The following is a 19582-nucleotide window of genomic DNA, read 5'->3' on the forward strand; positions in this document are numbered from 1 at the left end:
GCCGCGAAGCACGCAGCACCGGTTCGCATGCCAGAAGCGCCCGCGTCCAAAGGAGGACGCAGGCGCCGGCAATGCCTCAAGCGGCGTTTCGCTGCTGTCGTTCCCTGACCAGTGTCTCGACAAGCGCGTCGACCTCGGCTTCGGCCTTTTCGATCGATGCCTTTAGTCTGGCGTCGGCGAATTCGTCGAACTCGATTGCCACCGACCTGATGTCGGTGATCCCGATGTAGTTGAAGGCGGTCGCGATGCTGGCCTCGACGTGGTTGAGCGCCTCGATCCTGCCGCCCTTGCCATAGCCGTGGTCGCCGCGCGAAGACAGGATGACGAGTGTCTTGCCGGCGCCGGCGAGCAGCGGCCAGTAGGGATCGCCTAGCCGCGACCGGTCGAAGCCGAAGGTGCGGCCGACCCGCACGATGTTGTCGATCCACGCCTTGAATTGTGCCGGCGGCGCGAAATTGTACATCGGCACGCCGGCAACGATGATGTCGGCCGCAAGCAACTCGTCGATCAAGCCATCACTTTCGGCAAGCGTCTCGCTCATCCAAGGCAGGCGTTGCTCCGGCTTGGTGAACGCGGCGTGGATCCAGGCGCCTGACACCGGCTGTGGCGGCTGCTGGCCGACGTCGCGATAGACGATGTTTTCATCGCTGCCATGGGCAGTGCGCCATGCCAGCGCAAAACGCGCACCTAGGCGCCGGCTGTGCGATCCGAACGGATTCTCGGCTGAAGAATGTGGTCGAGCGCTGGCGTCGATATGCAGGATCCGGGTCATTTCAAGGGTTCCTATAAGATAGAGAAATTCATGTGAGCGCGCGCGGTGCGGTGGCGTGCCGCTCACGTTCCATATGAAAATAATGGGTGATATGGTGCCTGGCGAAATCGAATTCGTCATGCAATGGATGAGTTGAAATCATGCATCGCCAACTGCCTCCGCTTGCGACGCTGCGTGCCTTCGAGGCCGCCGCCCGTCATGCGAGCTTCAAGCAGGCCGCTTGGGAACTGGGCGTTACGCCAACCGCCATCAGCCATCAGATCAGGCTGCTGGAGGAAACTCTGGCCTTGCGGCTGTTCGATCGCCGCACGCGGCAGGTGGTGCTGACGCGTGAGGGGCGTGAGCTTTACCCGGTATTGCGCGACGGTTTCGACGCGTTCGCCGAAGCGCTCGACCGTGTCTCGGAGCGCCGCCGCAGCGTGGTCACGCTTTCGGCCACGACCTCATTCACCGCGCGCTGGCTGGTGCCACGGGTGGCGTCGTTCCGTGAGCGATATCCAACTGTCGACCTCAGCCTGCATGCGTCGGACGATCCTGTCGATTTTCGCACCGGCATCGCCGACGCTGCCGTGCGGTATGGTCGCGGGCCCTTTCCGGATCTCAGTTCGACCTGGCTGATGGCCAATCGCTTCGCGCCGGTGTGCAGTGCCCGCCTGGGCTTGAAGACGCTTGACGACATGCGCCATGTCACGCTGCTCCATTCGCGATGGAGGCACCCGAATGCCGACACGCCGACATGGCGGCGCTGGTTCGACGCGGCTGCGGTTGACGGCGTCGACGCCGATGCCGGCATCAGCTTCAACGACGACGGCCATGCCGTGCAGGCGGCGGTGGCCGGGCAGGGCGTGGCGCTGCTCAGCCTCGTGCTCGTCGCCGACGATCTTGCGTCAGGCGTTCTGGTCCAGCCGTTCGGGCCGGCGATCGACGGCTATGATTTCCACCTCGTCCATCCCAGGACGCCGCGACCGGAGGTGCGCATGCTGAGCGAGTGGCTGCTCGATGCGCTGGGTTCAGGGCATTGAACGTTCAGCTGTCCTTGTGGCGCTGGTAGTAGCGCGCGACGCGCATGCGGTTGCCGCAGCGCGCCGCAGCACACCAGCGTCGGCGACTGCTCGCCGGCAGAAACAGCATGGTGCAATCCTCGGCTTCGCATTTGCGGATGGTGCCGACGCCGGGGTCGGTCAGCACAAGTGCCACTGCTTCGGCAAGATGCGCGGCGAGATCGGCGATGACCGAGCCGGTGCGCCTTGGCGCCACCACCAGTGACGACCCCGACCATCGCAGTTCGAGATGAACCGGCGCAGCAGACAGCGTCCGGTTGAGTTCGCGCAGGCTGGCGTCTGAAGGCGCCTTGCCGTGCCTGATATTGTCGACGAGCTGGCTCGCAGTTTTGCGCACCGCGTGAATGGCGGCGAGGTCGGCTTGCGACGCCTCTGCCAGAACATTCCCGCCATATTGTGCCAGCCGCTCGCCCTGCAGCGCCACCCAGGTCCGCAACCCGTCAGGCGTTGCCAGATGGTCGATGCTGTCGGTGCCGCTGCGTGCGCGCGTGTTGATCAGGTCCAGCCCGAGCAGCTCGCCGGTGAGAGGGGGAATGTCGGCGCTCATGCTAACTCCAAAAATTGCCATTGACACATTAGGTAATTCAGCCAAGATTGCTAATGCATAATTCTACATTGAAGGCATGTGAAATGACAATCCTGGCTTTTCCTCGCGTGGCCCATCGTTATCTCGACGTCGATGGCATCCGCGTCTTCTACCGCGAGTCGATCCCGGCCCAGGCCGGCCCTGACGCGCCGGTACTGCTGTTGCTGCACGGCTTTCCCTCGGCTTCGCACCAGTTCCGCCGACTGATCGACGCCATCGGCAACAGCTACCGGGTCATCGCGCCCGATTATCCCGGGTTTGGCCACAGCGACGCGCCGCTCCCGACAAGCGCCGGCGGCACGTTCGGCTACAGCTTCGACCGCCTCGCCGACACGATGGAAGGCTTCGTCAAGGGACTGGGGCTGGACCGCTTCGTCGCTTACCTCTTCGACTTTGGCGCGCCGGTCGGTTTTCGCCTGGCGACGCGGCATCCCGAATGGTTTGCCGGCCTGATTGTCCAGAATGGCAATGTCTATGAAGAGGGCCTGTCGGACGGTGCCCGCGACTTCATCGCCTTGCGGCCGGATCAGCCCGACGCGGAGCAGAAGATCCGAGACCTGCTGACGCTTTCAGGCACGCGCTTCCAGTATGAGACCGGTGTCGGACAGTTGGAACTGCTGGCGCCGGACGGCTGGACGCTCGACCAGCATTTCCTCGACCAGCCCGGTCGCAAGCAGCCGCAGGTCGACCTGGCGTTCGACTACCACAGCAACGTCGCGCGTTACGGCGAATGGCAGGCCTGGCTGCGGCAGCACCAGCCGCCGACGCTGGTCGTCTGGGGCAAGGACGATCCGTTCTTCCCGGAGCCGGGCGCCCATGCCTTCCTTCGCGACGTGCCGGAGGCCGAACTGCATCTGTTTCAGACCGGGCATTTCGCCCTGGAGGAGAAGCTGCCCGAAATCGTGCCGCTGATCGCCGATTTCGTCGATCGGGCGTGGTCCGGCAGCTAGTCGCCCTGTCGCAAGGCGAGGAGTTTTGTCAGCCTCGCCGTTGCGGCCTCCACCCCATATCTGGCGACGCAGCGGTCACGCAGGGCTGCCGTCTGCTGCCCGAAACGGGCGGGGCTCGAGGCGACCTCGTCCAGCCGCCGGACGAGATCTGCGACGCTGCGCGGATCGAAGAAGATCGCCAGATCGCCTGCTATCTCGCGGAAGACCGGCAGGTCCGAGCAGATGACCGGTAGTCCGAACAAGGCGCCTTCGACGATGGGAATGCCGAAGCCTTCACTCAGGCTTGGAAAGACAAGAGCCGAGGCCGAGCGCAGCAGCTCGGCCTTGTGGTCATCGGTGATCTGGCCGACGAAACGGACGTTTGAGCCGGCGCGTGGAAAATTGCTGGCCGGGACGTTGCCTATGATCACCAGCTCAGCACGGTCTGCCATGCCGGCGAAGGCTTCGACCAGAAGGGCGATGTTCTTGCGCGGTTCGTTGGAGAGGATCGAGACGAATCTCGGCCGCTCCGGTTTCGGTGTGGCGCTTGCAGTCTGTGCGGCCGACTGAAGATCGGGCCGAATGACCGGCGGGAAGAGCGACGCAGGCAGTCTTGCAGCGTGGTCGGGAAAGCGGCTGTTGAATTCGTCCCGGGTTGCTGCCGAGACGAACATCAACTCGGTCGCCTGGTCGAGAGCCGTCCTGAATTTCTGGTCGAAAGTGAACCTGTAGCGTCCCGAGAGCTCGTCGAGCGGGATGAGGTCGTGGATCACCAGCACGACCTGCGCGCCTTGGTCCGTGACCGGTTGCACGTAGTGGAAGGCGTCCATCAGCACGATGTCGAAGCCGCGTGCGTCGACAGTCGGAGGCGGCAAGTCATAGGACGCCCGCAAGGTACTGTCGCTGTAGAAGCCGGCGACGGGCATAAAGGCATCGATCCAGGCGAGGTGCGGCGCTGCCTTGTCCATCTCCGTGGGGCCCGGCGTCGCGGCAGGGACCAGCTTGCGCACCGGCAGTCGAGAGAAGACCGCAGACCGGTCACGTTGGCGCCGCGACTGGACGTATTTTACGTAGAGATGTTTCCAATGCGGCCTGTGACGGATAGCGCCATCGACCGTGCCTTCGACGAGGAAGCGGATGATCTCGTCAGGCGACGACGGGGCCGCTTGCTGCGTCTCGACGAGCAGCGTCGTTTCGACACCGAGGCGCTTGCAGCAGGCGAGCAGGCCGGCGCTGTAGTTGAGAATGCCGCGCGCCGGCGTCGGCGTCCCCACGCTCTCGCTGATCAGCAGCAGCCGCTTGCTCATTGCGCGGCCGCGTTCGTCAGGCGTGTTCCGACCACATGCTGAGTGCCTGGATCACGCCGCCAAGGTCGGTCCAGCGGCGAATCACCGTCTCGGCGCCGGCTTCGGTCAGCGCGTCGGCATGGCCGGGATAGCTGTGGGCGCCGCCGGTGAAGCCGATGACACGCATGCCGGCCGCAACGGCGCCCGAAATGCCGTGCACCGAATCCTCGATGACAAAGGTCCTGGCCGGGTCGGCGCCATAGGTCATTGCGGCGTGCAGGAAGACATCGGGCGCGGGCTTCGGCTTCTTGCTCGGCGTTTCCAGCGCCGAAAAGATGCTGCCCTTGAACAGCGGCAGGATGCGGGTGCGCTCGAGCATCATCTCGATGCGTTCGCTGGTCGAGTTGGAGCAGATGCAGCGCGGCGCGGTGACGGCGGCAACGGCCTCGTGAACGCCGTCGATGGCGCGCACGTCGGTCTTCAGCTTGCGGTCGACAAGCTCCTCGGCCTGACTGATCAGCGAGGCCTGGAAGGGGATCGCCGCCTTCTCCTCGATCTTCAGCATGATGTCCTTGAAGGTCAGGCCGGCATAACTCTCGGCGATCTCTGCGGCAGATATCTCAAAACCGGCTGCGGTCAGCAGTTCCGCTTCGACGCGGGCGGCGATGATTTCGGAATCGACGAGCACGCCGTCGCAATCGAATATCACTAGGTCTGGCTGGGTCATGGCAGTCCGGGAAGCTGGGGCGCCGTCGGGGCGCGGACGGAAAAGTTCAAGGCGCGGCAACTACACCATTCCAGCCCGATCCGCAAATTAGAACGCTCGCTTCATCAATTGTTTACGCTGATCGGTAACCATAACGGCGAGTAAATAGTAACGCGTCATCCCGGGTATCAGAATGTCAGCAGTGCGTCCTCTCGACCAGCTTTCCCGCACGCCAAAGCCGTCCGAATGGCTCGACACCATCATCAAGGGCGACTGCGTGGCGGCGCTCGACAAATTGCCGGCGAACTCCGTCGACGTCATCTTCGCCGACCCGCCCTACAACCTGCAGCTCGACGGTGACCTGCATCGTCCGGACCAGTCGAAGGTCGACGCGGTCGACGATCACTGGGACCAGTTCGAGAGCTTCGGCGCCTACGACGCCTTCACCCGCGCCTGGCTGCTTGCCGCCCGCCGCGTGCTGAAGCCCAACGGCACGATCTGGGTCATCGGCTCCTATCACAACATCTTCCGCGTCGGTGCGACGATGCAGGATCTCGGCTTCTGGATCCTCAACGACGTCGTCTGGCGCAAGACCAACCCGATGCCGAACTTCCGCGGCCGCCGTTTCCAGAACGCCCATGAGACGATGATCTGGGCTTCGCGCGACCAGAAGGGCAAGAACTACACCTTCAACTACGACGCGCTGAAGGCCTCCAACGACGACGTCCAGATGCGCTCGGACTGGCTGTTTCCGATCTGCACCGGCGGCGAGCGCCTGAAGGACGACGACGGCAACAAGCTGCATCCGACGCAGAAGCCGGAAGCGCTTCTGGCCCGCATCATGATGGCCTCGACCAAGCCGGGCGACGTGGTGCTCGATCCGTTCTTCGGCTCGGGAACGACGGGTGCCGTCGCTAAGCGTCTCGGCCGCCATTTCGTCGGCATCGAGCGCGAACAGGCCTATATCGACGCCGCCAATGAGCGCATCGCCTCGGTGCGTCCGCTCGACGGCCCGTCGCTGACGGTGCTGACCGGCAAGCGCGCCGAGCCGCGTGTCGCTTTCGGCAGCCTGCTCGACATGGGCCTGCTGGCACCTGGAGCGACGCTGTACGATGCCAAGAAACGCTGGGCGGCAAAGGTCCGCGCCGACGGCACGCTGGCGATCGGCGACACCGCCGGCTCGATCCACCGCGTCGGCGCTTCAGTGCAGGGGCTCGACGCCTGCAACGGCTGGACCTTCTGGCACTATGAGCGTGCCGGCGGACTGACCCAGATCGACGAACTGCGCCGCATCGTCCGTGTCGGCATGGAAAAGGCGGGAGCCTGAAGCTTCAGCCGCGCCGGACCGTCCGGCGCGCGCAGGCATCATCGGTCGCCGGTTCTGGACCTTCAGCGACCGCGCCGCGCCTGCCATAGCAATCGAATTCCGGCAGCCAAACTAGCCAGTCCGGGTTCGCCGATCGGCCGGTTTCCAGTCACCGTCCGATCCCGAGACGCTCGAGGTCCGCCTCGAGCGTTTTCGCATTTGTGAACAGCACCGCCTGCCAGCCGGCGTCGATGGCGGCATTCACGTTCTTCTGGCTGTCGTCGATGAACAGCGAAGCCTTTGGGTCGAGGCCGAAGGTCTCGACATGCAGGTCATAGATGCGGCGGTCCGGCTTGATCAGGCCGACATCGCCTGAAACCGTCACGCCGCGCGGCGTTTCGAGGAACGGGAAACGGCCGCGCGCCTCGCGGAACGTGTCGGAGGCCCAGTTGGTCAGCATGGTGACGTCGTGGCCGGCGGCGACGAGACCCTCCATCAGCGCGACGCTGTCTTCATAGTGATGCGGCACCATGTCATGCCAGTGCTGGCGGAAGGCACGAATGTTCTTTTCATGCTCGGGGAAGTCGGCGATCAGCAATGCCTCGGCTTCTTCCCAGCTTCGGCCGCGGTCCTGCTCGATATTCCACTCGCTGGTGCAGACATTGTCAAAGAACCAGCGCCGCTCGACTGCATCGGGAATGATACGGCTGAAAGGGATATCTGGGTCGTAATGGATCAGAACCTTGCCGATGTCGTAGACGATATGGCGGATCTCGCTCATGACTTTCCCTGGTGTGCTCGTTTCGTTGCGCCGGGTATGGCAGCCTCGATGACCTTTTTCATGACCGTTGGCAAGGCTTCGCCATTGAGCTCGTCTGCCGCCGACCAGAAATGGCCGTCGAGCGCGGTTCGCGAGGCGACGTCGGCGCGGAACACCTCTAGGTCGAGCGAAAAATGGGTGAAGACGTGGTTGATGCTGCCGGCGCGTCGCCATTGGGCGGGAAAAGGCGCGCTGTCTGTGTCCGTCGCGCCGTCGATGCGCGATGTCCAGCCTGTCGTTGGCACTTCGGTCATGCCGCCGAGCAAGCCCTTGCCCAATCGCTTGCGCAGCAACACGGAGCCATCAGGCGTGACGGCGACGAAGGCAGCACCGCGTCGCATCGGCTTCTCGGCCTTCGGCGGCTTGACCGGATAGAGCTCGGGGTCGCCATTGACGATCGCGCTGCAATCGGCGCGCAGCGGGCACAACATGCAGCGCGGCCGGCGCGGCGTGCAGATGGTGGCGCCGAGATCCATCATCGCCTGGGCGAAATCTCCGGGCCGTGCGACAGCCAGCATGCGTTCGACATGGGCGCGAATTTCCGGCTTGGCCTCCGGCAGCGGCGTCGAGATCGAGAACAGCCGTGTGACCACGCGCTCGACATTGCCGTCGACCACTGCCGCAGGCCGCATGAAGGCGATGGAAGCGATGGCAGCCGCCGTGTACGGCCCGATGCCGGGCAGGGCGCGCAGACCATCCTCCGTTTCAGGAAACTGGCCGCCGGGCAGGGCGGCGACAGTCTCGGCGCAGAGCTTGAGGTTGCGGGCGCGGGAGTAATATCCGAGGCCGGCCCAGGCCTTCATGACGTCTTCGGTTTCGGCTGATGCAAGTGCCGACACGTCGGGCCATTTCTCCAGGAAGGCCCTGAAATAGGGTTTCACCGCCTCGACGGTCGTCTGCTGGAGCATGATTTCCGACAGCCAGACGCGGTAGGGATCGGGTCTCAGGCCCTTGGCGAGCTCACGCGGCGGCATCCGCCAGGGCAGTTCGCGATGGTTGGCATCGTACCAGCCGAGCAGATCGGCGGCGATCCTGTTGTCGGCGGCGTCGGCATGCTTGCGGGTCGGTGCTGGGGATGCCATTGGTGGTCGGAACTGCCTTCGGCTTTACATGTCGACAAGGTTACCTGGAGAACGACATGGCAGGGAAAAGATGGACGGGCAATCCCGTTCCGGTCAGCGATCTGGCAAGCGCCATCCTCGATCCCGTCCTGCGCAAGCGCACCGGCATCTCCGTCGGGCTTGTCCAGTCCTGGGAAGAGATCGTCGGCCCACGCCTGGCCCACAACACGCGGCCCGAGAAGATCCAGTGGCCGCGGCGCATGCATGAGGATGATCCGTTCGAGCCGGCGGTGCTGATCGTCGCCTGTTCGGGGCCGGCAGCACTCCATCTCCAGCATGAAACCGGCGAGATCATCAGCAGGGTCAATTCCTTTCTCGGCTTCAACGCCATCGGACGCATCCGCATCGTGCAGAAGCCGGTGGCGAACACGGGTGCCAAGCCGCGTCCACGCCTGCGCAAGCTGACCGATGCGGAGCAGGGCAAGCTTACCGGCGCAGTAAGGCTCATCGAGGATGAAGGACTGCGAGCGTCGCTGGAAAAGCTGGGCGCGAGCATCCTGGGCAGCCGAAAGTAGAAAATGCCGGCTTTCTCGCGCTTTCGTGATTGAAACTGCGGCAAATTGCGATTGGTTTGGGGACAGCCATGCCTTAATTCGCGCCAACTATCGCTTTCACGTAACCGCACATTGCAAAATCCAACCATCGTCAGGTGATTCGTATGCTTCGTTCGATTTCTCGCAGGACCGCACTTACCGGGCTCGCAGCCGTTTCGGCCGCGGCGCTGCTCTCCGCTTGCAGCGACTCCGGCGAGCAGGCCAACGCAGCAACGCCCAAGCCTGCCGAGCCGGCGACGCCGGCTGCCACGCCGGCCGCACCCGCAACGCCTGTTCAGGCGGTGAAGGTGCCCGAGGCACAGGGCTCGGTCGACATGGCCAAGCTGCTCGAAGCCGGCACCCTGCCTGACATGCAGCTCGGCAAGGCCGATGCACCCGTCACCATCGTCGAATACGCCTCGATGACCTGTCCGCACTGCGCGCATTTCCACGAGACGACGCTGCCGGCGCTGAAGACCAAGTACATCGACACCGGCAAGGCTCGCCTGATCTATCGCGAGTTCCCCTTCGACCCGCTGGCCGAGGCCGGCTTCATGCTGGCACGCTGCTCGAAGGACAACTACTTCCCGATGGTCGACGTGCTGTTCAAGCAGCAGCAGAGCTGGGCCGGGTCGCAGAACCCCAAGGATGCGCTGCTGCAGATCTCCAAGCTCGCCGGCTTTACACAGGAGTCGTTCGAGGCCTGCTTGACTGACCAGAAGCTTCTGGACGATATCAGAGCCGTGCGCGCCCGCGGCGAGAACGATTTCAAGGTCGACTCGACGCCGACCTTCTTCATCAACGGGAAAGTCTACAAGGGGGCAATGACGATTGAGGAAATGTCGGCGGTTATCGACGGCATGCTCTGATAGGCCCATGGCACCGAGGCAACACGGCTTCGGTGCACCCTTCCGTGCGGACTGGCGCGAATGAAGTTTTCGCGCCTCCGCCTTCTCGGTTTCAAATCCTTTGTCGAGCCCGGCGAGTTCGTCATCGAACGCGGGCTGACCGGCATCGTCGGGCCGAATGGCTGCGGCAAGTCCAATCTCGTCGAAGCGTTGCGCTGGGTGATGGGCGAGAGCTCATACAAGAACATGCGCGCTTCCGGCATGGACGACGTCATCTTTTCCGGTTCCGGCACGCGCCCGGCGCGCAACACCGCCGAAGTCACGCTGTTCCTCGACAATAGCGACCGCACCGCGCCCGCTTCCTTCAACGATGCCGACGAGTTGCAGGTGTCGCGTCGTATCGAGCGCGAGGCCGGCTCCGTCTATCGCATCAACGGCAAGGAAGCCCGCGCCAAGGACGTGCAGTTGCTGTTCGCCGACCAGTCGACCGGCGCGCGCTCGCCCTCGATGGTCGGGCAGGGCCGCATCGGCGAGCTGATCCAGGCAAAGCCGCAGGCACGCCGCGCGCTGCTCGAAGAGGCCGCCGGCATTTCCGGTCTGCACACCCGCCGCCACGAAGCCGAGCTTCGCCTGCGCGCCGCCGAACAGAATCTCGAGCGCCTCGACGATGTCGTCGGCGAGCTGGAAAGCCAGATCGAAAGCCTGAAGCGGCAGGCGCGCCAGGCATCACGCTTCAAGAACCTGTCGGCCGACATTCGCAAGGCGGAAGCGACGCTGCTGCATTTGCGCTGGACGCTGGCCAAGGCGCAGGAGGGCGAAGCGCAATCGGCGCTGGCCACCGCCACCGCTGTTGTCGGTGACCGCGCCGCCTCGCAGATGGCGGCGGCCAAGGACCAGGCCGTCGGCGCCCACAAACTGCCCGAGATGCGCGACGCCGCGGCTGCTGCCGCCGCAACCTTCCAACGCCTGTCCATTGCGCGCTCGCAGCTCGAGGAAGAAGCCGGCCGCATCAATTCGCGCCAGAGCGAGCTCGACCGCCGCCTGCAGCAGCTCGATGCCGACATCGCCCGCGAACAGCGCATGATCGGCGACAATGCGGCAATCCTGGCGCGCCTCGATGCCGAGGAGAAGGCGCTCAACGACGAGAATGCCGGCGCGACCGACCGCGAGACGCATACGCGTGCTGCCTTCGAGGAGGCGGTGGCGACGCTGGCGCTGACCGAGGCCGAGCTTGGCCGCCTGACCGCCGAACGCGCCGAGGCGGCTGCCGGCCGCACCCAGGCCGAACGCGCCATGCGCGACGCTGCCGAACGCCGCGACCGCTTCGCCCGCCAACTTGCCGAACTCGACCGCGAGGCCGGCGAGATTGCGGCGCGCATTTCGGCGCTGGCCGATCCGGCGGAAAAGCAGATGCTGGCCGAGGCGGCGCAGGAAGCGCTCGAGGAAGCAGAGTTCGCGGCAACCGAGGCCGAGCGCGCCGTCACCGAGGCACGCCAGGCCGAGGCTTCGTCGCGCACGCCGCTGCAGGAAGCCAAGGCCGAGCTGGCGCGGATCGAGACCGAAGCACGCACGCTGGCCAAGATCATCAACGCAGCGTCTGGTGATCTCTTTCCGGCGGTGCTGGAGCAGATCGGCGTCGAGCGCGGCTTCGAGACAGCCCTGGGTGCTGCCCTTGGCGACGATCTCGAAGCAGCGCTCGACCGCGCAGCACCCGTACACTGGGGTGATGCCAAGCTGGCTCCGACTGACCCGAAGCTGCCCGAAGGCGTGCGCAGCCTCGCCGAGGTCGTGCGCGCGCCGCATCAGTTGGCGCGCCGTCTCGCCCAGATCGGCGTCGTCGATGCCGCCGATGCGACAAGGCTGCAGCCGCTGCTTGCGCCGGGCCAGAGGCTGGTGAGCAGGCAGGGCGCGCTGTGGCGCTGGGACGGGCTGACGGCCAGCGCCGACGCGCCGACCGCAGCAGCGCAGCGTCTCGCCCAGAAGAACCGGCTCGCCGAGCTCGACGCCGAAGCCGTCCAGGCGACGCTTGTCGTGCGCGCCGCCGAAGAGGCCCTGGCGCGGGCGGAAAACGCCGTTCGCGAAAACACCGAGGCCGAGCGCCAGGCGCGGCAGGCATGGCGCGACGCCCAGCACCATGTCGGTGCGGCGCGCGACGCGCTTGCCCAGGCCGAAAAGGCCGCGGGCGAACTGACCAGCCGTCGCGCGGCGCTGGATGAAGCCCGCGCGCGCGTCGCCGATGCGCATGAGGAAGCGCAGGCCGGCTACGTCGAAGCCGAGGACATGCTGGGCTCGGCACCTGATCTGGCCGACCTGCAGGCGCGGCTCGAACAGCTGTCCGGTGCGGTGGCGCGCGATCGCTCCGCGGTTGCCGATGCACGCGCCGTGCATGACGGCCTCAACCGTGAAGCCGAGGCGAGGGGGCGCCGTCTCAGCGCGATCGCCGCTGAGCGCCAGAGCTGGGTGCTGCGCGCCGAAAGTGCCGCCGAGCAGGTCGAGGCGCTGGCTGAGCGGCGCGAGGAAGCAGCCGCCGAACGCGAGACGCTGGCCGAGGCGCCCGACGAACTCGACGCCCGCCGCCGAACCTTGATGTCGGAGCTGACGCGCGCCGAGGCCACGCGCAAGGAAGTCTCCGACCGGCTGCAGGAGGCGGAGAACAAGCAGTCCGTTCTCGACAAGGCCGCAACTGCTGCCATCCAGGGATTGGCCGAGGCGCGCGAAGCAAGAGCCCGCGCCGAGGAGCGCCTGACCGCTGCCGACGAACGTCGGCGCGAGGTCGAGGCGCGGATCCAGGAAGTGCTGGCGACGCCGCCACATCTGGTGATCAAGCATACGGGCCTCGAAGCCGACGATCAGATGCCCGATCCCGGCGAGGTCGAGCGGACGCTGGAGCGGCTGAAGATCGAGCGCGAGCGGCTGGGCGCGGTCAATTTGCGCGCCGAAGAAGAGCAGAAGGAGCTGTCCGACCGGCTGGAGGCGATCGTCTCCGAGCGTGAGGACATCATCGAGGCGATCCGCAAGCTGCGCCAGGGCATCCAGGGCCTGAACCGCGAGGGCCGCGAGCGCCTGCTGGCCGCCTTCGATCTGGTCAACGGCCACTTCAAGCGCCTGTTCACCCATCTGTTTGGTGGCGGCACCGCCGAGTTGCAGCTGATCGAGTCGGAAGATCCGCTCGAAGCCGGTCTCGAAATTCTCGCCCGCCCGCCCGGCAAGAAGCCGCAGACGATGACGCTTTTGTCCGGCGGCGAGCAGGCGCTGACGGCGATGGCGCTGATCTTTGCGGTGTTTTTGACCAATCCGGCGCCGATCTGCGTGCTCGACGAGGTTGACGCGCCGCTGGACGACCACAATGTCGAGCGCTTCTGCAACCTGATGGACGAGATGGCGGCATCGACCGAGACGCGCTTCGTCGTCATCACCCACAATCCCATCACCATGGCGCGCATGGACCGGCTGTTCGGCGTCACCATGGCCGAGCAGGGGGTGAGCCAGCTGGTGTCGGTCGACCTGCAGGCTGCTGAATCGCTCCGCGAAGCGAGTTGATCTCCAGCGTTCGCGCAGCGAACTGCTTCAAGCGCTCGCGCAGCGAGCTGCTCCCGATCGCTCCGCGAAGCAAGCTGATCCCGACCGTTCGCGCAGCGAACTGGTCTGCGCTGGGCAAGGCGAGCTGTCCCGGAAAAGGCTACTTGAGCTTGAGGCTGTAGTGCTTGCGGTGGCGCCGGTAGTTGATCTGGCGCAGCGCGGTCTGGCCGAGCGCCTTGACCGACACAGTCCAATGCCGCCTCAGCTTGACCTCGTTGCGATCGGCCTCGATCAGGCTGCCGCCGAGTTCGGCGCTGACGTCGGTCACCAGATTGGGCTTGACCGAGAGCACGCGCAGCTTGAGTTCCCAGAAGAACTTTATGTCTTCGTCGATCTGGCGGTAGACGGTGGCCCGGCTCAGGAAACTTTCCGCGCCACGCCGCGTGATGAGGTAGCCGACCATGCCGGCAGTCGGGCTGCCATGCGAAACGATGGCAATGTCGGCGACGGCGACGGAGTCCACCACCGGCCGATCCTGGAAATCGAACAGCTTGAGGATGTCCCATTCGACAGGCGCTTGCTGCAGCGCCGCCATGCGGGCGGCAAAGGCTTCCGGCTCCAGCAGGCGGAAATCGTCCTCGAGGATGAGAGCCGTCGGCGCATCGGTGTCGAGGAAGGCGCGCATCGCCTTGCGATGGCTGGCATAGGCCGCCACTTCGGCCGGCGCCAGCGGGCGCTTGGAATGCCTGCGGTTCTGCCTGGCGTCGTAAAGCTGAATGGTTTCAGCACATTGAGGGGTAAGGCCTTCGACGAACGCGAAGGGCCACGAAAGTGCTGAAAGCTGTGCGTTCGCCGACTTGCGCCGGGGCCCAGCTTCGGCATCCACTGTCACGACAAAGGTGACCGGCAACGACGAAGTCATATAGTGGCTCACTTATATGCGTGTACCGCTAAACTACGCGCAACCATTGGGCAACATGGACACGCGTTCGAATGCAACGATATTTTGTGCGGTGGTTGAATCTCATAAACTCGGCGCAACGTATAGTAGGAAAATGGCAAATGTCGCAAAAGCAGCGCTCTGCCTGACGCGACCGCCTTACCGCGACCGCCTTAAGAAGCCGCGGCTTCGCCGAGCAGGTAGGAAAGCGCCATGTTGCGCTCGTCGTCGTTCAATATGTCCATGTCGAACAGCTTCATGCTGCGCAGCCCTTCAATGACCAGAAACGCCACCATCAGCTTGGCGGTATCTGGTGTTTCCGACTTCAGGCGGTCGAGCAACTGGCGCTTGAAGTCCCTGACAGGATTGAGAAAATCGGGGTCTTCGGCAAGTGCTGCGAGCACTCCGGCCGCTGACGGCTGCTTCTGTTCGCACTCCCGCGCCGACAGTTCAATGTAGGCGGTCAGACTATTTTTGGTGGCATCGCCGTGCTTTGACGCCTCTGCCTCCAGCGCATCCTCGAAGCTCTTGAGATAGTCCTGGACCAGCGCCTGCATGAGCTTGGCCTTGGTCGGGAAATTATACAGCAATCCGCCCTTCGACACGCCGGCGCGCTGGGCCACCGCGTCGAGCGACAAGTTGCCCGGGCCGACGATGTCGGCCAGCTCGCTGGCCGCGGCCAGAATCTTGTCGCGTGAACTCGGTCGATGACCAGCCATCGGCGCTACCTCCTGTAAGTTCACTTTATCGTATGTTGACAATACCGTCCAGACGGTACAGTAAGCCCGCCGCCCTTGGGTTTTCGCCGAAATGGGTCCATTGTGCACCGCAACCCATCCGGGGATATGCGGTTCCAAATCGATTGGGGTCTCCTTTGATCAAGCGTCTCATCATCGCTCTCGTTCTGCTTGTCCTTGTTTGTGGCGGTATCGTCGGCTTCAACATGTTCCGCGACAATGCGATCCAGCAGTTCTTCGCCAACATGCCGGTCGCGTCGGTGACGGTGGCGACCACCAAGGTCGAACCGGCTCCCTGGACGCCCGGCATTGAAACGATCGGCACGGTCAATGCCTCGCAGGGCGTCGACCTGACGGTCGAGCAGGCAGGCATCATCAAGGACATCAATTTCGCCGCCAACCAGCGCGTCAAGCAGGGCGACGTGCTGATCCAGCTCGACGACACCGTCCAGCGGGCGGACCTCGCCGCATCCAAGACCCAGGCCGCGCTCGACCAGCAGTCGCTCGACCGCGCCATCGAGCTGCAGCGCCGCGGCGTCGGTTCGGAAGTGGCGCTCGATGCCGCCCGCGCCACCGCCTCGACCTCGGCGTCGCAGGTGCAGAAGCTGCAGGCCGTGCTCGACCAGAAGCAGCTGCGTGCCCCGTTCAACGGCACCATCGGCATTCCCAAGGTCGATGACGGCCAGTATCTCGCCCCCGGCACCATCGTTGCCACCCTGCAGGACCTCGACACCATGCGTGCCGACTTTTCCGTGCCCGAGCAGCAGCTCGCCTCGCTGAAGATGGGCCAGCCGGTCGTCTTTGGTGTGACCGCCGACGACATGGCCTTCAAGGGCGCTGTTGTCGGTATCGATCCCAAGGTCGATCCGCAAAGCCGCCTGGTTTCGGTCCGTGCCGAGATCACCAATCCTGACGGCAAGCTGAGCCCCGGCCAGTTCGTGCGCGTGCGCGTTGAGCTGCCCCGGGAAGATGGCGTGCTGGCCGTGCCGCAGACGGCGCTGACCACCAGCCTCTATGGCGACTATGTCTATGTCGTGCGTCCGGCCGAGGCCAAGCCTGTCGCCGAAGGTGCGGCCGCACCGGCTGCGGCAGCCGCCGCAGCACCGGCGGAGGCCAACGCTGAACCGGCGCTCACAGTCAGCCAGGTCTTCGTCAAGGTCGGCCGCCGTTCGGAAGGCCGCGTCGAGATCATCGAAGGCATCAAGCCTGGCGACGAACTTGTCATCGCCGGCCAGAACAGGCTGACCAACGGCACCCCCGTCAAGGTCGACAACACGGTCTCGCCGGTCACCTCGGCCGATGCCAAGGCGGCTGCAAAATGAGTTTTTCAGACATCTTCATCCGCCGCCCCGTCCTGTCGACGGTGGTCGCCCTCATGATCCTTCTCCTGGGCTTCCAGGGGCTGTTCAACCTGTCGGTGCGCCAGTACCCCAAGGTCGAGGAGACGGTGATCACCATCACAACCGTCTATCCCGGCGCCAGCGCCGACCTGATCCAGGGCTTCATCACGGCACCGATCGCCGCCGCCGTGGCGACGACCGAGAACATCGACTATGTGACCTCGCAGAGCCGGCCGTCGTCGAGCACGGTGACCGTGCAGATGGAGCTTGGCTCCAATCCCGACACGGCTCTGACCGAGGTGATGTCCAAGGTCCAGCAGGTGCGCGGGCAGTTGCCGTCCGACGCCAAGGATCCGACCATCGTCAAGGGCACAGGCCAGCAGTTCGCCATCATGTATCTGGCGATGCAGAACCCGAACATGAGCTCGGAGGAGCTGACCGAATACATCCAGCGCGTCATCCGTCCGCGCATGTCGACGATCGAGGGCGTTGCCGAAGTCCAGGTGCTCGGTGCCGCCAACTATTCGATGCGCGTCTGGGTCGATCCGGTGAAGCTCGCCGCGCGTGGCCTGACTGCAGCCGAAGTGCTGCAGGCCATCAACGCGTCCAACTTCCTGTCGGCGCCCGGCAAGACCAAAAACGAGTATGTCGCCTACTCGATCACCATGAAGTCGACGCTGCAGACGCCGGAATCCTTCGGCGAGCTGCCGCTCAAGTCGGACAACGGCAACGTCGTCAGGCTGCGTGACGTCGCCCATGTCGAACTGGCCGCCGAAAGCACCGACACGGTGGTCAATTTCAACGGCCAGCCCGGCACCTTCATCGGCATCTTCCCGACGCCGTCGGCCAACCCGCTGAATACGGCGGCCGCGGTCATCAACGAGCTGCCGGCAATCAGCGCCAGCCTGCCACAGGGCATGACCATCACCATGGTCTATGACTCGACCGAGACGATCAGCGCCTCGATCGAAGAGGTGTTCAAGACCATCGCCGAAGCGGTGGCCATCGTCATCGTCGTCATCCTGCTGTTCCTCGGTTCGTTCCGCTCGGTGCTGATGCCCGTGGTGACGATCCCGCTGTCGCTGATCGGCGTCTGTTTCATCCTGTTGATGATGGGCTACTCGATCAACCTTCTGTCGCTTTTGGCCATGGTGCTTGCCATCGGCCTTGTCGTCGACGACGCCATCGTGGTGGTGGAGAACATCCACCGCCACATGGAGGAGGGCATGTCGCCGATGCAGGCGGCGTTCAAGGGCATGCGCGAGATCTTCGGGCCGGTGGTCGCGATGACCATCACGCTTGCCGCGGTGTTCGCGCCGCTCGCCTTCACCGGCGGCCTGACCGGTTCGCTGTTCCGCGAATTCGCGGTGACACTTGCCGGTGCGGTCATCCTGTCTGGCTTCATCGCGGTCACCATCACGCCGATGATGTCGGCGCGCATGCTCAAGGCCGGCAACCACAGCCGCTTCGCGCAGTTCGTCGACCGTTCCTTCGAACGCATCGCCAACCGCTATGAACGCCTGGTCGCCGGCTCGCTGAAATACCGGCCGGTGACGTTGCTGATCGTCGTCGCACTCGTCGGCGTGACCGGCTTCATGTTCTTCAAGACGTCGAACGAACTGGCGCCGGAAGAGGATCAGGGAGCGCTGTTTGCGCTGGTCACGGCGCCGCGCTATGCGACGACGGAGTACACAACCCTCTATACCGACCAGATCCGCGACCTCACCAAGGACCTGCCGGAGCTCAAGACCAGCTTCTCGATCGTCGGCATGGGCGGCGCTACCAATTCGGGCTTTACCGTCTGGGTGCTGAAGGACTGGGCCGACCGCACGCGCTCGCAGAAGGAGATCCAGGCGGACATCCAGGCGCGCCTGTCCAAGGTCAGCGGCGTCGAGGCATTGGTGTTCGCACCGCCCTCACTGCCGGGCGCCGGCGGCGGTCTGCCGATCTCGATGGTCATCCAGTCGACCGGCGATCCGAGCCAGGTCTTCGAGGTGGCCGAACAGATCAAGCAGAAGGCGCAGGCCTCCGGCCGCTTCATCGTCGTGCAGAACTCGCTGTCCTTCGATGCGCCGCAGGTCACGGTCACCATCGACCGCGACAGGGCGGCAGCGCTCAACCTGTCGGTGCGCGACATCGGCACGACACTGAGCCTGCTTGTCGGCGGTGGGTCGATCGCCGAGTTCGACCGGGATTCCAACAGCTACGACATCATCATGCAGGTGCCGGAGGAATACCGGAACAATCCCGAGAAGCTCGGCGAGTTCTTCGTCCGCAGCGTCAACGGGCAGATGGTGCCGCTGTCGGCTGTCGTGTCGATCAGGACCAACTCCTCGCCGGCCTCGATCGAGCAGTTCAACCAGCTCAACTCGGCGACGATCTCGGCACTGCCGGTGCCCGGTGTCACCACCGGCGACGGCCTGACGACGATCGAGGAAATCGCCCGACCGCTGCTGCCGGCGGGCTTCTTCATCGACTACTCCGGCCAGTCGCGTCTGGAGAGCGAGCAGGGCAGCACGATCCTGATCGCCTTCGGCCTGGCCATCGTCGTGATCTACCTGGTTCTGGCGGCGCAGTTCGAAAGCTTCCGCGACCCGTTCATCATCATGATGTCGGTGCCGCTGTCGATCTTCGGCGCCATCGTGCCGCTCAATCTCGGGCTGGGCACGCTCAACATCTACACCCAGGTCGGTCTGATCACACTGATAGGACTGATCACCAAGCATGGCATCCTGCTGGTCGAATTCGCCAACCAGCAGCGTGAAGAGCATGGGCTGTCGCGCAGCGAGGCGATCATCGCTTCGGCCAAGGTTCGCCTGCGGCCGATCCTGATGACGACGGCGGCGATGGCGCTGGGCGTGGTGCCGCTGATCATCGCTTCGGGCGCCGGTGCCGCCGCGCGCTATTCGATGGGTCTGGTGATCTTCTGCGGCGTGATCGTCGGCACGATCTTCACCTTGTTCGTGGTACCGATGTTCTACACCTTCATCTCGCGCAAGGACCTCGCCGCCCATGTCGAGGAACCCGACGCCGCGCAGATGGCGGAACCCGCCCACCATCACTGAGCGGATGATCTGA

16 protein-coding genes are annotated in these 19582 nt (G+C 64.6%); 8 read left to right on the forward strand and 8 right to left on the reverse strand.

Features of this window, described 5'->3' with window-relative positions:
• Positions 1 to 76: 76 nt before the first annotated feature.
• Positions 77 to 772: an FMN-dependent NADH-azoreductase gene (locus Amn_RS08335; RefSeq protein WP_182575267.1), complete on the reverse strand. Its 696-nt coding sequence runs from the start codon at positions 770 to 772 to the stop codon at positions 77 to 79.
• Between the two features lie 140 nt (positions 773 to 912).
• On the opposite strand from Amn_RS08335, the gene Amn_RS08340 reads away from it, so the two are divergent.
• A complete protein-coding gene (locus Amn_RS08340; protein WP_286296141.1) occupies positions 913 to 1794 on the forward strand; it encodes a LysR substrate-binding domain-containing protein in 882 nt (293 codons plus the stop codon).
• Positions 1795 to 1798: 4 nt separating this feature from the next.
• Here Amn_RS08340 and Amn_RS08345 read toward each other — a convergent pair whose 3' ends face one another.
• Complete coding sequence (locus Amn_RS08345; RefSeq protein WP_182575269.1) at positions 1799 to 2380, reverse strand: CGNR zinc finger domain-containing protein; 582 nt, start codon at positions 2378 to 2380, stop codon at positions 1799 to 1801.
• 83 nt (positions 2381 to 2463) lie between these two features.
• On the opposite strand from Amn_RS08345, the gene Amn_RS08350 reads away from it, so the two are divergent.
• Positions 2464 to 3369: an alpha/beta fold hydrolase gene (locus tag Amn_RS08350; protein WP_286296144.1), complete on the forward strand. Its 906-nt coding sequence runs from the start codon at positions 2464 to 2466 to the stop codon at positions 3367 to 3369.
• Here the strand turns inward: Amn_RS08350 and Amn_RS08355 are convergent.
• The gene (locus Amn_RS08355; protein WP_067964545.1) at positions 3366 to 4655 is read right to left on the reverse strand and encodes a glycosyltransferase family 4 protein; all 1290 of its coding nucleotides are present in this window, start codon (positions 4653 to 4655) and stop codon (positions 3366 to 3368) included. The genes Amn_RS08350 and Amn_RS08355 overlap by 4 nt on opposite strands.
• Before the next feature lie 16 nt (positions 4656 to 4671).
• Entirely contained in the window at positions 4672 to 5361 is a 690-nt protein-coding gene (locus Amn_RS08360) for an HAD family hydrolase (protein ID WP_067964542.1), read from the reverse strand.
• A 172-nt stretch (positions 5362 to 5533) separates the two neighbouring features.
• On the opposite strand from Amn_RS08360, the gene Amn_RS08365 reads away from it, so the two are divergent.
• Positions 5534 to 6667 carry a site-specific DNA-methyltransferase gene (locus Amn_RS08365; protein WP_067964541.1) on the forward strand — a complete coding sequence of 378 codons (1134 nt, stop codon included), beginning with the start codon at positions 5534 to 5536 and terminating at the stop codon, positions 6665 to 6667.
• 148 nt (positions 6668 to 6815) lie between these two features.
• On the opposite strand, the gene Amn_RS08370 is transcribed toward Amn_RS08365, so the two are convergent.
• The gene (locus Amn_RS08370; protein ID WP_067964539.1) at positions 6816 to 7427 is read right to left on the reverse strand and encodes an HAD family hydrolase; all 612 of its coding nucleotides are present in this window, start codon (positions 7425 to 7427) and stop codon (positions 6816 to 6818) included.
• Positions 7424 to 8548, reverse strand: a complete 1125-nt coding sequence (gene mutY, locus Amn_RS08375; RefSeq protein WP_067964537.1) for an A/G-specific adenine glycosylase — start codon at positions 8546 to 8548, stop codon at positions 7424 to 7426. The genes Amn_RS08370 and mutY overlap by 4 nt, the downstream gene beginning before the upstream one ends.
• A gap of 56 nt (positions 8549 to 8604) precedes the next feature.
• Between mutY and Amn_RS08380 the strand changes: the two genes are divergently transcribed.
• The 3 genes from Amn_RS08380 to smc all read left to right on the forward strand — a co-directional run bounded on the left by Amn_RS08380 (position 8605) and on the right by smc (position 13508).
• On the forward strand, positions 8605 to 9102 hold the full coding sequence (locus Amn_RS08380) for a DUF721 domain-containing protein (protein ID WP_067964536.1): 498 nt from the start codon (positions 8605 to 8607) through the stop codon (positions 9100 to 9102).
• 143 nt (positions 9103 to 9245) lie between these two features.
• Positions 9246 to 9989, forward strand: coding sequence for a DsbA family protein (locus Amn_RS08385; RefSeq protein WP_067964534.1), 744 nt, complete (start codon positions 9246 to 9248; stop codon positions 9987 to 9989).
• 60 nt (positions 9990 to 10049) lie between these two features.
• Positions 10050 to 13508: a chromosome segregation protein SMC gene (smc, locus tag Amn_RS08390; protein ID WP_067964532.1), complete on the forward strand. Its 3459-nt coding sequence runs from the start codon at positions 10050 to 10052 to the stop codon at positions 13506 to 13508.
• 139 nt (positions 13509 to 13647) lie between these two features.
• Here smc and Amn_RS08395 read toward each other — a convergent pair whose 3' ends face one another.
• Entirely contained in the window at positions 13648 to 14409 is a 762-nt protein-coding gene (locus Amn_RS08395; protein ID WP_286296157.1) for a glycosyltransferase family 25 protein, read from the reverse strand.
• A 191-nt stretch (positions 14410 to 14600) separates the two neighbouring features.
• Entirely contained in the window at positions 14601 to 15284 is a 684-nt protein-coding gene (locus tag Amn_RS08400) for a TetR/AcrR family transcriptional regulator (RefSeq protein WP_353622421.1), read from the reverse strand.
• A gap of 17 nt (positions 15285 to 15301) precedes the next feature.
• Between Amn_RS08400 and Amn_RS08405 the strand changes: the two genes are divergently transcribed.
• Positions 15302 to 16486: an efflux RND transporter periplasmic adaptor subunit gene (locus tag Amn_RS08405; RefSeq protein WP_246670808.1), complete on the forward strand. Its 1185-nt coding sequence runs from the start codon at positions 15302 to 15304 to the stop codon at positions 16484 to 16486.
• A complete protein-coding gene (locus tag Amn_RS08410) occupies positions 16483 to 19569 on the forward strand; it encodes an efflux RND transporter permease subunit (protein ID WP_154385990.1) in 3087 nt (1028 codons plus the stop codon). The genes Amn_RS08405 and Amn_RS08410 overlap by 4 nt, the downstream gene beginning before the upstream one ends.
• The last annotated feature ends 13 nt before the right edge of the window (positions 19570 to 19582 follow it).

This window comes from Aminobacter sp. Y103A (genome assembly GCF_030294925.1).
Classification (GTDB): domain Bacteria; phylum Pseudomonadota; class Alphaproteobacteria; order Rhizobiales; family Rhizobiaceae; genus Aminobacter; species Aminobacter ciceronei.

Excerpts from the sequence above, each read along its gene's own strand:
- Amn_RS08345 (WP_182575269.1), bottom strand. The coding sequence starts at position 2,380 with ATGAGCGCCGACATTCCCCCTCTCACCGGCGAGCTGCTCGGGCTGGAC.
- Amn_RS08410 (WP_154385990.1), top strand. The coding sequence starts at position 16,483 with ATGAGTTTTTCAGACATCTTCATCCGCCGCCCCGTCCTGTCGACGGTG.
- Amn_RS08365 (WP_067964541.1), top strand. The coding sequence starts at position 5,534 with ATGTCAGCAGTGCGTCCTCTCGACCAGCTTTCCCGCACGCCAAAGCCG.
- Amn_RS08355 (WP_067964545.1), bottom strand. The coding sequence starts at position 4,655 with ATGAGCAAGCGGCTGCTGCTGATCAGCGAGAGCGTGGGGACGCCGACG.
- Amn_RS08340 (WP_286296141.1), top strand. The coding sequence starts at position 913 with ATGCATCGCCAACTGCCTCCGCTTGCGACGCTGCGTGCCTTCGAGGCC.
- Amn_RS08395 (WP_286296157.1), bottom strand. The coding sequence starts at position 14,409 with ATGACTTCGTCGTTGCCGGTCACCTTTGTCGTGACAGTGGATGCCGAA.
- smc (WP_067964532.1), top strand. The coding sequence starts at position 10,050 with ATGAAGTTTTCGCGCCTCCGCCTTCTCGGTTTCAAATCCTTTGTCGAG.
- Amn_RS08350 (WP_286296144.1), top strand. The coding sequence starts at position 2,464 with ATGACAATCCTGGCTTTTCCTCGCGTGGCCCATCGTTATCTCGACGTC.
- mutY (WP_067964537.1), bottom strand. The coding sequence starts at position 8,548 with ATGGCATCCCCAGCACCGACCCGCAAGCATGCCGACGCCGCCGACAAC.
- Amn_RS08360 (WP_067964542.1), bottom strand. The coding sequence starts at position 5,361 with ATGACCCAGCCAGACCTAGTGATATTCGATTGCGACGGCGTGCTCGTC.
- Amn_RS08380 (WP_067964536.1), top strand. The coding sequence starts at position 8,605 with ATGGCAGGGAAAAGATGGACGGGCAATCCCGTTCCGGTCAGCGATCTG.
- Amn_RS08335 (WP_182575267.1), bottom strand. The coding sequence starts at position 772 with ATGACCCGGATCCTGCATATCGACGCCAGCGCTCGACCACATTCTTCA.
- Amn_RS08385 (WP_067964534.1), top strand. The coding sequence starts at position 9,246 with ATGCTTCGTTCGATTTCTCGCAGGACCGCACTTACCGGGCTCGCAGCC.
- Amn_RS08370 (WP_067964539.1), bottom strand. The coding sequence starts at position 7,427 with ATGAGCGAGATCCGCCATATCGTCTACGACATCGGCAAGGTTCTGATC.